Here is a 12086-nt window from a genome sequence, read left to right as displayed (position 1 = left end):
ATAAGAGACAGCCGTTACCCCTGTGCTTCGTACCGATCTCGGTGAAACCGACCTTATCCTTATCGACCTTGGCAACGGCAAGCAGCGCCTCGGCGCCTCGGCGCTGGCGCAGGTCTATCGCCAGCTGGGTGACAAGGCGCCGGATCTCGACAATCCGGTTCAGCTCAAGGGCTTCTTCAACGCCATTCAGGCGCTGGTGGCCGATCGCAAATTGATCGCCTACCACGACCGCTCCGATGGCGGCTTGTTCGTCACCCTGACCGAGATGGCGTTTGCCGGTCACTGCGGTCTCGACATCCAGCTCGATCGCATCGGTGGCGAGCTGCTGCCAGCCCTGTTCAACGAGGAGCTGGGCGCCGTCATTCAGGTACGCCGTGAAGATAAAGAGGCGGTGCCGACCCTGCTGGCCGGTCACGGTCTGGCGGCCTGCTCCCATGTTCTGGGCACCGTGCGCGAAGGGGATCTCATCACGGTGCAGCGGGCGGGTCAGGAGGTCTATCGCGCCAGCCGCACCGCGCTGCGTACCCTCTGGGGTGAAACCAGCTGGCAGATGCAGCGTCTGCGTGATAACCCGGCGTGTGCCGACAGTGAGCACGCGGCCCGTCAGGACGCCACCGATCCGGGTCTGCATGCCAAGCTAACCTTCAATCCTGCTGAGGATGTGGCGGCCCCCTACATTGCCCGTGGCACGTCGCCGCGTCTGGCGGTGCTGCGTGAGCAGGGGGTCAACTCCCATGTGGAGATGGCGGCGGCGTTCGATCGTGCCGGTTTCACGGCGGTCGATGTCCATATGAGTGACATCCTCTCCGGCCGGATCACGCTGGAGGAGTTCCAGACCTTGGTAGCCTGTGGCGGCTTCTCCTACGGCGATGTGCTGGGGGCCGGCGAAGGGTGGGCCAAGTCAGTCCTGTTTAATGATCGCGCCCGCGAGCAGTTCCAGCGCTTCTTCGAGCGTGGCGATACCTTGTCGCTGGGCGTGTGCAACGGTTGCCAGATGATGTCTAACCTGCGCGACCTCATCCCGGGCGCCGATCTCTGGCCGCGCTTTGTGCGCAACCGCTCCGAGCGCTTCGAAGCGCGCTTCAGTCTGGTGCAGGTGCAGGACTCCCCCTCTGCCTTCTTCGCCGGCATGGCAGGCTCGGTGCTGCCCATTGCCGTCTCCAACGGGGAAGGGCGGGTCGAGATGCGTGATGCCGCTCACTTGAGCGTGTTGCAACAGAGTGGTTTGGTGGGGCTGCGCTTTGTCGATAACCGCGGCAGCGTGACCGAGCACTACCCGGCCAACCCGAACGGCTCGCCAGACGGCATCACCGCCGTGACCACCACTGATGGCCGTGCCACCATCATGATGCCGCACCCAGAGCGGGTGTTTCGCACCGTGGCCAACTCGTGGCACCCAGATAACTGGGGTGAGGATGGCGCTTGGATGCGGATGTTCCGCAACGCGCGGGTGACCTTGGGTTAACCCTGTGCGGCACCTAGCTCGTCTAGGTGAGTGACATCACCAAGCGCATGGCACACCTGCGCTGATGGAAATAGAGAGGGGGGCGGTTGCCCCTCTCTTTCTATAGGGCGGGTCTCGGGTTCTGCACTGCGCCTGATGGCGCAGGGGTGGCTGTCTGTCGGGTTCCACTGAAACCAGGTTGTGTGCCATACCCCATTTGGCAGGCAAGTGGCTGATATCAATAGTGAATCAACGAGTAAAGAAAGATGAAAAGACCCGCCTGCTGGGGGCTGCCGAACGCCCAGCTTCTGGTTACACTAGCCGCCTTTTAACGAATCTAAGGAGAGTGATATGGCCGGAACCAGTTTGTTGGCCCTGCTTGATGATATTGCCAGCGTACTTGACGACGTAGCCCTGATGACCAAGGTGGCCGCCAAAAAGACGGCAGGCGTACTGGGGGATGATCTGGCCCTCAATGCCGAGCAAGTCTCGGGGGTGCGCGCTGAGCGAGAGCTGCCGGTGGTGTGGGCAGTGGCGAAAGGGTCATTTCGCAACAAATTGATTCTGGTGCCCGCCGCCATTGCGATCAGTGCGCTGATCCCTTGGTTGATCACCCCTTTGCTGATGCTGGGCGGTGCTTATCTCTGTTTTGAGGGAGCGGAAAAGCTGGTTCATAAGCTGCTCCCCCATGATGAAGGCAGCGGGGAGGGGCACCCGAGCGAGATCCCCGATGATCTGGTGGCCTTTGAACAGCAAAAAGTGAAAGGGGCGATCCGCACCGATTTTATCCTCTCGGCCGAGATCATTGTGATTGCCCTTGGCACGGTACAGGGCAGTAGTTTAGGCCTGCAAATCGCGGTCGTGGCGGGGATTGCGCTGCTGATGACGGTGGGGGTTTATGGGCTGGTGGGGTTGATCGTCAAGCTCGATGACATTGGCTTACACCTATTACAAAAGCCAGATGCCACGCCCTTGCGCCGGGCACTGGGTCGGGGACTCTTGGTCACCGCCCCTCGGTTAATGCACCTGCTAGCGCTAGTAGGCACCATTGCCATGTTCATGGTCGGTGGCGGCATTTTGGTGCATGGCTGGCCGTGGGCTCATCACCTCATTGCAGGGGCGGCCGCCGCAGTGGCAACCTTGCCCAGCGTCGGTGGCGTATTGGCGGCCCTCATCCCAACGGGGTTGAATGCCTTGGCAGGGTTGCTCGCTGGCATGGTGTTGGTGCTGATCATCACCTTGTTGGGTAAGCTCAAGCCCGCTTCATCAGTGCAGGGATAAGGCCCTTTGCTCGGTCACTATGTTGGCGGCGCAGCACGGGTGAGAAGGGGCGACAGCTGTGCTGCGCCTGATAAGGGCGTGATCTAAAGCAAGAAAGTGGGATGTTTTGGTGGCACCCAAGGCTATCGCTGGGGTAGTTTCGATAAAACTGACACAGATCCTGAGGGCTTATCCATGATCATCTACCTGCATGGCTTTGATGCCACCAGTTCCGGCAATCACGAAAAAGTGCTGCAGTTGCAGTTTATTGATGATGATGTGCGTTTCGTACACTACAGCACCATTCATCCCCGCCATGACATGAGTCACCTGCTCAAAGAGGTGAAAAAGCAGCTCGATATGAGCGTTGACCCCAAACCGCTGATTTGTGGGGTGGGGCTGGGGGGCTATTGGAGTGAGCGGATTGGCTTTCTGTGTGGCATTAAACAGGTGATTTTCAACCCTAACCTGCACCCAGCAGAGAACATGCAGGGCAAGATTGACCGGCCAGAAGAGTACGATGACATCGGCACCAAATGTGTAACTGAATTTCGTAATAAAAATTCAGGAAACTGCCTGTGCATCCTTTCAGTGCAGGATGAAGTGCGCGATAATGGCGGCACTGAACGTGAGTTGAAGAACTATTACGACATCGTATGGGATGAGCGCGAGACCCATAAATTCAAGAACATCTCGCACCATCTGCAACGGATCAAAGCCTTCAAAGATGCCTGATCCAGCACGTCGACTGATTTCGTTTTAGGGAGCCAATGGCTCCCTTTTGTTTTAAGGAACGTAAGGAAAATCATGATGATGAATATTGTCGTTGTAGGCGGTGGCGCCGGTGGGTTAGAGCTGGCCACTCGCTTGGGCCGTAAGCTTGGCAAGAAGAACAAAGCCAAGGTTACCCTAGTGGATCGCAACCGTACCCACCTGTGGAAACCACTGCTGCATGAAGTGGCTACGGGGTCGATGGATGCAGGGATCGACGCGCTGAGCTACCAGTCTCATGCCAAGAATCACGGTTTTGACTTTCAGTTAGGGACCCTGACCGATATTCAGCGCGATGAGCAGCGGATTGTGCTGGCACCGATCCACGACGATAGCGGCGAGATCGTGGTCAACGAGCGAGCCTTGCCTTACGACTATCTGGTGATGGCCATCGGTTCGGTCTCCAACGATTTCAATACCAAGGGGATCAAGGATCACTGCATTTTCCTCGACAGCCCTTCTCAAGCCCATCGTTTCCACAACAGCATGATGAACCGCTTCTTGCAGTTTGCTACCGAATATCAGCCGGGTGACAAAGTGAAAATCGCCATCGTGGGCGGTGGGGCGACGGGGGTGGAGCTCTCTGCTGAGCTTTACAATGCGGTGGAGCAGCTTTATGCCTATGGCTTTAAAAACCTCACCACCGACAGCCTGCAGGTGACCTTGGTGGAGGCGGGCCCTCGTATCCTGCCGGCGTTGCCAGAGCGGATCAGTGGCGCTGCGCATCAGGAGTTGGTGAAACTAGGGGTGGATGTACGCACCGCCACCATGATCACCGAAGCGACCCGCGAGGGGCTGCACACCAAAGAGGGTGAGCTCATTGAAGCTGATCTGATGGTGTGGGCGGCGGGGATTAAAGCCCCCGACTTTATGAAAGAGATTGCTGGGCTTGAGACCAACCGCATTAATCAGCTGGTGGTGAAAGAGACCCTGCAGACCACCCGTGACGAGCACATTTTCGTCATCGGGGATTGCGCCGCCTGCCCACAGCCCGATGGTAAGTTTGTGCCGCCCCGTGCTCAATCGGCTCACCAGATGGCGACCGTGGCGTGCTACAACATCTTGGCCAAGCTGGCAGGGGGGGAGATGAAGCCGTACCTCTATCATGATCATGGGTCCTTGGTATCCTTAAGCCGCTTCTCGACAGTGGGCAGCCTGATGGGCAACCTGATGCGCGGCTCCATGATGGTGGAAGGTTACATTGCCCGTCTGGTTTACATCTCGCTCTATCGGATGCACCAAGTGGCGCTGCATGGCTACATCAAGACCGGTCTTATCATGCTGGTGGGGCGGATCAACCGAGTGTTGCGGCCGACCTTAAAGCTGCACTGATATAGCAGGGCCCAGCAGGGTGGCATAGGCTGCCGTGCGCTGGTCGTTACTCTTTAGTAACCACTTCCTGATCAAAAATGGGGATCATCTGGCGATGATCCCCATTTTGCGCTGGCTCGCTGGCGGATGCTCGCCCTGCGTCATAGGATTGTGCTGTCAGTGGGCTGAGTCGGCCTGCTTGCGCTGTGGCGCGGCAGGTCTGCGCGCCCGAGGCAGCCCCGCAACGACCCGATCATACGAGTGCTGCACCCAGCCTTGCCAAAGCGGCGCTGCCAGTTGCTCGCTCAAGGTGACGGTGTTCCAGTGTTGCTTGTTCATGTGCCAGCCGGGCGTCACTTCGGGGTGGATTTCTCGTAGCAGCAGCGCCAGTGCGGGATCGCATTTGAGGTTGATGCGCAGCGGGTTAGCTTGCCAGTTGACCAGTGCAAACATCTTACCGGCGATCCGATAGACCAAGATCTCTGGGCCAAAAGGAGTATCTTCGCTGGCGCCAGGCAGGGCCAGTAAAAAGTGACGTAACGAGGTCAGATCCATGGGACGGTTACCGAGTGAGTGATCCGGTTCATGCTGGTCTACATACCCATTAGGGGGGCGGTTCTGCTACTATGCGCCGCCGAGTATATCCCCCGCCACCGCAGGAGCCTATGGGATGTTGTATCACAAAACGTTCGAACAAGACTCACGCCGAGATTGGGTGGTTTTCGTCCACGGCGCGGGGGGCAGCTCGGCCATCTGGTTTAAGCAGCTGCGGGCCTATCGCGCGCACTTTAATGTGCTGCTGCTCGACTTGCGCGGTCACGGCCAATCTCACCCATTACAGCAGGTAGTGAAGGGCCACTATAGCTTTCGGGCGGTGACCGAAGACATCGTGCAACTGCTGGATCACCTGCGCATCAGCTCGGCTCACTTTGTTGGCATCTCCCTTGGCACTATCTTGATCCGTCATCTGGCGGAGCTGTGCCCCGAGCGGGTCAAGAGCATGGTACTGGGGGGGGCTATCTTGCGGCTCGATGTGCGCTCACGGCTGCTGGTCCAACTGGGGCGAGTTGGCCAGCACATCCTGCCCTACATGTGGCTCTATCGGCTGTTTGCCTTCATCATCATGCCGCGTCAGCACCATCAAGAGTCGCGTCACCTGTTTGTGCGGGAGGCGCGCAAATTGTGCCAACAAGAGTTCAAACGCTGGTTTCGCTTGGCCGCTGATGTCAATCCGCTGATGCGCTACTTCAAGGAGCGCACCTTGCCGATCCCGACGCTCTATCTGATGGGGCAGGAGGATCATCTGTTTCTAGCGCCAGTGCGCGAGCAGGTGGCCCGTGACCCTTATAGCCAGCTGGAGGTCATCGACGGCTGCGGCCATGTCTGTAATGTGGAGCAGCCCGCGCGTTTTAACCGCCAGTCATTGGCCTTTCTTGCCGCTCACGCAAAGGCCTAAGCCGGCCCTTGTTGGTGTTATCCCGTTAACGTCGTTTAGACAAAGTAGTGACCAATGTCGAGGTAGCGCTGGCGGATGTGTTCAATCAGCAGCCGGATTTTGCGCGGTGGCTGGCGGGTAAAGGGGTAGACGGCGTAGATGCCGAGCTTCTTGCCCACCTGCTCGGGAAAGAAATCAACCAAATCGCCGTTCATCAGGTCGTGATACACCAAACAGCGCGGCACATAGACAATGCCGCGCCCGCCCAAAGCGGCCTTGCGCAGCGCCCCCGCGTTATCGGTGGAAAAGCTGCCCGCCACCGACAGTTCATAGTTGCCCGTTTCCCCCCGAAAGGCCCACTCCGATGCCCCGGTACTCTGGTAGGCGTAGCGCAAGCAGTTGTGGCTGAGCAGATCGCGCGGCTGGCGCGGCGCCCCGCAGCGGCGCACATAGGCGGGGGCAGCGCAGATCACCCATTGGGAATCGACGATATGGCGGGCAATTAGGCTGGAATCATCGAGATAACCAGTGCGGATCACCAGATCGAACCCCTCTTCCACTAAGTTGACGAAGCGATTATCCAGCGACATCTCCACGGTGAGCCCCGGGTGTTGCTGACAAAAATCCGCTACCGCATCGGCCAATAGCAGCTCCCCCGAGATGGTCGGCACCGACATGCGCACATGGCCACTCACTTTTTCGCCAAAGCCCGCCACTGCATCAAAGGCGTCCAGTGCGGCTGCCTTCACATTACGAGCACCTTGATACAGGGTTTTACCGGCTTCGCTCAAGGTCAGCCTGCGGGTAGTGCGATAGAGCAGTTGCACCCCGAGCTCCTCTTCAAGACGAGCTATGCGCTTGCTAACCACTGAATTTGTTAGGGAATATTGTTCAGCGACCTTGCTGAACGAGCCTGCCTCTACCACTTGGGCGAACAGGATGAGGTCATCGGTACTGGCCATATTGATCAACTTTTGGAACTAATGTTGTGCATTATTTCCATATATCAGGCAAAAGGAACAGGGTAAGGTCACGCCGCTTAATAAAACGACAACACAAAACAATAAAGTGCGGCCACCGCACGACCTCTGGACAAGGACGCAACAATGAGTGACCTCCTGCTGGCCATGATGGCCTTTTCGCCGATCGTGGTGGCTGCCGTGCTGCTGGTCGGCTTCAACTGGCCAGCATCGCGCGCCATGCCCATCGCTTTACTGCTGACCGTGTTGATCGCGCTGGTGGGTTGGCAAATGAGCCCGACCCGAGTGCTCGCCTCCACCCTGCAAGGCTTGATCATTACCGTGACGGTGCTGTGGATCGTGTTTGGCGCCATCTTGCTGCTCAATACCTTAAAACACACCGGTGCCATCGCGGCGATCCGACGGGGGTTTACCACGATCTCACCGGATCGGCGAGTGCAGGCCATCATCATCGCCTGGTGTTTTGGTGCCTTTATTGAGGGGGCCTCCGGTTTTGGCACGCCCGCCGCGATTGCTTCGCCCTTGCTGGTTGCCATCGGTTTCCCAGCGCTTGCCGCCGTGCTACTGGGGATGATGATCCAGTCCACTCCGGTCTCTTTTGGCGCGGTGGGCACCCCGATCTTGGTGGGGATCAACAAGGGGCTCGACAGTCAGAGCATCGGCCAAACCTTAGCTGCCGGTGGCAGCAGTTGGGATATCTACTTGCAGCAGGTGACCACCAATGTGGCGTTGATCCATGCTGCCGTCGGCACCCTGATGCCGGTGTTGATGGTGATGATGCTGACCCGCTTCTTCGGCCGCCACCGTAGCTGGACCGAAGGGTTGGCCATCTTGCCGTTCGCCCTGTTCGCTGGGCTGGCGTTTACCGTGCCTTATGCCTTGACGGGTGTGTTACTCGGCCCTGAATTTCCCTCACTGATCGGTGGCTTGGTGGGCCTGGCGCTAGTCGTGATGGCGGCCCGCCACGGCTTTCTGGTGCCCACCGATCACTGGGATTTTGCCCCAGAACAGAGCTGGCCTGCCGCGTGGCTGGGCTCCATCAAACTGGATCTCAACACGGGAGCACAGCGGCCGATGTCGCTGGTGCTGGCGTGGCTGCCCTATGTGTTGTTGGCGCTGTTGTTGGTAGCCAGCCGGGTGAGCCCCACACTTAAAGCGAGCCTGTTATCGGTCAATATCGCTTTTGATGACCTGCTGGGGGAGTCGGGGGTGAGCGCCGCCATCGAGCCACTCTATCTGCCGGGTGGTCTACTGGTGTTTTGTGCCCTGCTGGCTAGCCTCTGCCAAGGCCGCACTTTGGCTCCCTTGGCCAGCGCCATGGGCGAGTCGTGCCGCACGCTGGTGGGGGCTGGTTCTGTGCTCATCTTTACCGTGCCCATGGTACGTATCTTCATCAACTCTGGGGTCAATGGCGCAGATCTGGCCAGTATGCCGGTGACCACCGCTAACTTTGCTGCCGCCATGGTTGGCGATTTTTTTCCCGCCCTGAGCGCGACCATCGGTGCGTTGGGTGCCTTTATCGCGGGTTCTAACACAGTGTCAAACATGATGTTTAGCCAATTTCAGTTCGAGGTGGCCCAGACCCTAGGCGTTTCCACCGCGGCCATGCTGGCGCTGCAAGCGGTGGGGGCGGCGGCGGGCAATATGATCGCCATCCACAATGTGGTGGCCGCCTCGGCTACGGTCGGCTTGCTGGGCCGCGAGGGGGAGACCCTGCGCAAAACCGCCCTGCCGACCCTCTACTACTTGCTGGCCACCGGCCTGATTGGGCTGGGCTTGATCTACAGCGGCCAGATCTCTGATGTGCTGTTGCAACTACCCCAGCGGCCACAGCCGTAAGGAACCGATGATGCAGATCTATCTGGCCAAGTCTGAGCATGTCTATCTCGATGTCACCCGCCTGGTGGCGTTGTTTGACCCAGTGGCGGGGCTCGACGCTATCCCCTCGCGCCGAGCGTCTTGCACGCCAGATAAGCCCGTGGCTATCACGCTGGCGAGTGGTTTAGCGCCATAACGTGATGGCCGGATGCGGCCCAGTTCGGCCGCAGCCAGTTCACATAGCCTAATACGTCGCCGTTATCGCCCTCTCAATAAGCAGTAAGAAGGAGCAATATGATGTCTAGCAAAGCGTCGATTTGGGGGCGGCTGCGAGGTGCCGCCGTCCCTATCCCGTCAGCCCCCCATGCATACACCCTAGGCACTGGCTGCCTTGGTACAGTGATGATAAAGGGGCATGGCGAGCTCAGTTTGGCCACGGCCAGGCAGGAATTTCCCATACTTGGGGGGCCATCGCCGATATCGGCACCCTGATCCTCAGGTCCTATGGTGGTGAGCACGCGCAGCGTGCTAGCCATTGCGTCGGTGGCCGAGCAAGGTCGCTGATTGCATGAGATGCCGAACAAGGTGGTGCGGGTATCCGGCGCCTCGAAAACCGCAGATATTCAACAGACCTTGGCCTATGGTGGCCATGGTCCCTGCCGCCTGTTGGCGGTGTTGGTGGAGAATAAGTAAATGAGTTGGAACCAATTTGACGACGCCCTATTGGCGAAAATCCCAGCCGAACGACTGGTCCGCGACCCAGATCTGCGGCTGGCCCATGGCACCGATGCCAGTTTCTATCGGCTGGTGCCCGAGCGCATTGTGCGGCTCGATTCGCTGGAGGAGGTGCGCTATGTGTTGGCGGTGTGCCGCGATCTCGCCCTGCCCTGTACCTTCCGTGCCGCAGGCACCAGCTTGTCTGGGCAGGCGCTAAGTGATTCGGTGCTGATCACCTTGACCGATCGCTGGCGCGGCCACCGTATTTTGGACGGCGGCGATCGCATCGCCCTGCAACCTGGGGTGATTGGGGCCGACGCCAACCGCTATTTAGCCCCCTTGGGACGCAAGATCGGGCCCGATCCGGCATCGATTAACGCTTGCAAATTGGGCGGCATCGCCGCTAATAACGCCAGCGGCATGTGCTGTGGCACCGCTCACAATAGCTACCACACCCTGCACGCCATGACGGTGCTGCTGGCCGATGGCAGCCAGCTCGATAGTAGCGATCCGGCCAGTCGCGCAGCCTTTGCCGCCGCCCGCCCCGATCTGCTGGCGGGCCTGGCTACTCTGCGGGCCGAGGTGCTAGCCAATGGGGCGCTGACGGCCAAAATTCGCCACAAATACCGGCTTAAGAACACCACGGGCTACGCCATCAATGCCCTGATCGACTATGAAGACCCGGTTGACATCCTCACCCACCTGATGATTGGCTCAGAAGGCACCTTGGGCTTTATCGCCGAAGTGGTGCTCAAAACGGTGCCCGAGCACCCGTTCAAAGCCTCGGCCCTGCTGGTGTTTCGTGATAGCGAGCAGGCTTGTTTGGCGACCTCGCGCCTGAAAAGTGCACCTGTGGCGGCAGTGGAGTTGATGGATGGCCGCTCGTTGCGCTCGGTGGCGGGCAAACCCGGCTTGCCGGACTTTATCAAGACGCTAGATCTGGCCGCCTGCGCGCTGCTGATTGAAGTGCATGGCCAAACTGAGGCTGAGCTAGAGGCCCGCTGCGCACAGGTGATGACCATCAGCGATGCCTTTAGCCAAGTGGCCTCGGTGCCATTTACCCGCGACAGCGCTGGGCTGTGGGCCATTCGCAAGGGGCTGTTTCCGGCTGTGGGGGCGGTGCGCACCACCGGCACCACCGTGATCATTGAGGATGTGGCCTTTCCCATCGAGCAGTTGGCCGAGGGGGTGGCAGGGCTGCAGGCGCTGTTTGATCAATTTGCCTATCACGAGGCGATCATCTTCGGCCACGCGCTGGAGGGGAACCTGCACTTTGTCTTTACCCAAGGCTTTGACGAACCCGCCCAAGTGGCCCGCTATGGCGCCTTTATGGATGCGGTGGCCGAGCTGGTCGCGGTGCGTTTTGGCGGATCACTGAAAGCCGAGCATGGCACTGGCCGCAACATGGCCCCGTATGTTGAGTTGGAGTGGGGCGCTGATGGGATGAACCTGATGCGCCGGATCAAGGCGCTGTTCGACCCTGCGGGCCTGCTCAATCCCGGCGTTATCATCAACGATGACCCCAACGCCCATCTTGCCCACCTCAAACCGATGCCCGCCAGCGATGCCATCGTCGATGCCTGCATCGAGTGCGGTTTTTGCGAAGCGGTCTGCCCCTCGCGTACCTTGTCGCTCTCGCCGCGCCAGCGCATCGTGCTGTTTCGCGAGCTTTCGCGCCGAGAGCGCAGCGGTGAAGAGGCCAGCAGTCTGGCTCAGTTGTTTGACTATCAGGGGGTGGAGACCTGCGCGGCGACCGGGCTTTGCGCCGATCGCTGCCCAGTGGGGATCAATACCGGCACCCTGATCAAAAAGCTGCGCAGCGATAAATACCGCCGCTTTACCCCCATCGCCCGCTGGAGTGCTGACCACTTCGCCACGGTGACCCGCGTGGCCCGCACCGCCCTTGGCCTCAAAAGCATTGTTACCAAGGTGGCGGGCGATCGCCCCTTGGCGGGCTTGGTCAATGGCATGCGGCGCTTAAGCGGCCAGCGCACTCCCGCTTGGTTGCCCACCTTACCCAGCCCCAGCCGTTATCGCTGGCAGCAAGGGGAGGGGCTGCGTGGCCATCGCAGTGGTGATGGCCACGAGCGCGCCGTGGTCTATCTGCCATCCTGCGCCAGCCGAACCTTTGGCCAGCAAGCCGGCGCCCCTGCGTTGCCAGAGGTGGTGCAATCCCTGCTGCGCAAAGCCGGTTGCCGCGTCATCATCCCTGCTGGGATTGACGGGCTCTGCTGTGGGATGCCCTTTGATAGCAAGGGGATGGCCGAGTTGGCTGAGGCCAAACGCAGCGAGCTGGCCGCCGCCCTGTGGCAAGCCAGCGAGCAAGGCCGCTGGCCGGTGCTGCTCGACA

General features: G+C 59.6%; 10 protein-coding genes and 1 pseudogene. 9 read left to right on the top strand and 2 right to left on the bottom strand.

Translation table 11 applies throughout. The features are described from left to right. Nucleotides 1-13: 13 nt before the first annotated feature. From CUC53_RS17180 to CUC53_RS17165, 4 genes and pseudogenes are all read left to right on the top strand, one after another. A pseudogene (locus tag CUC53_RS17180) lies at nucleotides 14-1465 on the top strand (phosphoribosylformylglycinamidine synthase subunit PurQ); the annotation flags it as partial. Between the two features lie 330 nt (nucleotides 1466-1795). Next, nucleotides 1796-2725: a DUF808 domain-containing protein gene (locus CUC53_RS17175; protein WP_100295252.1), complete on the top strand. Its 930-nt coding sequence runs from the start codon at nucleotides 1796-1798 to the stop codon at nucleotides 2723-2725. A 174-nt stretch (nucleotides 2726-2899) separates the two neighbouring features. Continuing rightward, the gene (ycfP, locus tag CUC53_RS17170; protein ID WP_100295253.1) at nucleotides 2900-3439 is read left to right on the top strand and encodes an alpha/beta hydrolase YcfP; all 540 of its coding nucleotides are present in this window, start codon (nucleotides 2900-2902) and stop codon (nucleotides 3437-3439) included. Nucleotides 3440-3514: 75 nt separating this feature from the next. Further along, nucleotides 3515-4807 carry an NAD(P)/FAD-dependent oxidoreductase gene (locus CUC53_RS17165; RefSeq protein WP_100295251.1) on the top strand — a complete coding sequence of 431 codons (1293 nt, stop codon included), beginning with the start codon at nucleotides 3515-3517 and terminating at the stop codon, nucleotides 4805-4807. A gap of 156 nt (nucleotides 4808-4963) precedes the next feature. Here the strand turns inward: CUC53_RS17165 and CUC53_RS17160 are convergent, their stop codons facing one another. Beyond that, the gene (locus CUC53_RS17160) at nucleotides 4964-5341 is read right to left on the bottom strand and encodes an MmcQ/YjbR family DNA-binding protein (RefSeq protein WP_100295250.1); all 378 of its coding nucleotides are present in this window, start codon (nucleotides 5339-5341) and stop codon (nucleotides 4964-4966) included. A 115-nt stretch (nucleotides 5342-5456) separates the two neighbouring features. On the opposite strand from CUC53_RS17160, the gene CUC53_RS17155 reads away from it, so the two are divergent. After that, complete coding sequence (locus CUC53_RS17155) at nucleotides 5457-6242, top strand: alpha/beta fold hydrolase (RefSeq protein ID WP_100295249.1); 786 nt, start codon at nucleotides 5457-5459, stop codon at nucleotides 6240-6242. A gap of 35 nt (nucleotides 6243-6277) precedes the next feature. Here CUC53_RS17155 and CUC53_RS17150 read toward each other — a convergent pair whose 3' ends face one another. Continuing rightward, the gene (locus tag CUC53_RS17150) at nucleotides 6278-7183 is read right to left on the bottom strand and encodes a LysR family transcriptional regulator (protein WP_100295248.1); all 906 of its coding nucleotides are present in this window, start codon (nucleotides 7181-7183) and stop codon (nucleotides 6278-6280) included. 144 nt (nucleotides 7184-7327) lie between these two features. Between CUC53_RS17150 and CUC53_RS17145 the strand changes: the two genes are divergently transcribed. From CUC53_RS17145 to CUC53_RS17130, 4 genes are all read left to right on the top strand, one after another. Beyond that, a complete protein-coding gene (locus CUC53_RS17145; RefSeq protein ID WP_100295247.1) occupies nucleotides 7328-9040 on the top strand; it encodes an L-lactate permease in 1713 nt (570 codons plus the stop codon). A gap of 10 nt (nucleotides 9041-9050) precedes the next feature. After that, complete coding sequence (locus CUC53_RS18925; protein WP_157798316.1) at nucleotides 9051-9215, top strand: hypothetical protein; 165 nt, start codon at nucleotides 9051-9053, stop codon at nucleotides 9213-9215. Nucleotides 9216-9592: 377 nt separating this feature from the next. After that, a complete protein-coding gene (locus tag CUC53_RS19510; protein WP_338027671.1) occupies nucleotides 9593-9712 on the top strand; it encodes an LUD domain-containing protein in 120 nt (39 codons plus the stop codon). After that, nucleotides 9713-12086: FAD-binding and (Fe-S)-binding domain-containing protein (locus CUC53_RS17130; protein WP_100295245.1), on the top strand; the 2374-nt coding region annotated here is incomplete at its 3' end.

This window comes from Aeromonas cavernicola (assembly GCF_002795305.1).
Taxonomy (GTDB): Bacteria; Pseudomonadota; Gammaproteobacteria; order Enterobacterales; family Aeromonadaceae; genus Aeromonas; species Aeromonas cavernicola.
This window is presented reverse-complemented; position numbering and strand designations above follow the sequence as displayed.

Bases quoted from the DNA above. Each gene is read 5' to 3' on its own strand.
- CUC53_RS17175 (WP_100295252.1), top strand. From the start codon at position 1,796: ATGGCCGGAACCAGTTTGTTGGCCCTGCTTGATGATATTGCCAGCGTA.
- ycfP (WP_100295253.1), top strand. From the start codon at position 2,900: ATGATCATCTACCTGCATGGCTTTGATGCCACCAGTTCCGGCAATCAC.
- CUC53_RS17165 (WP_100295251.1), top strand. From the start codon at position 3,515: ATGATGAATATTGTCGTTGTAGGCGGTGGCGCCGGTGGGTTAGAGCTG.
- CUC53_RS17160 (WP_100295250.1), bottom strand. From the start codon at position 5,341: ATGGATCTGACCTCGTTACGTCACTTTTTACTGGCCCTGCCTGGCGCC.
- CUC53_RS17155 (WP_100295249.1), top strand. From the start codon at position 5,457: ATGTTGTATCACAAAACGTTCGAACAAGACTCACGCCGAGATTGGGTG.
- CUC53_RS17150 (WP_100295248.1), bottom strand. From the start codon at position 7,183: ATGGCCAGTACCGATGACCTCATCCTGTTCGCCCAAGTGGTAGAGGCA.
- CUC53_RS17145 (WP_100295247.1), top strand. From the start codon at position 7,328: ATGAGTGACCTCCTGCTGGCCATGATGGCCTTTTCGCCGATCGTGGTG.
- CUC53_RS18925 (WP_157798316.1), top strand. From the start codon at position 9,051: ATGCAGATCTATCTGGCCAAGTCTGAGCATGTCTATCTCGATGTCACC.
- CUC53_RS19510 (WP_338027671.1), top strand. From the start codon at position 9,593: ATGCCGAACAAGGTGGTGCGGGTATCCGGCGCCTCGAAAACCGCAGAT.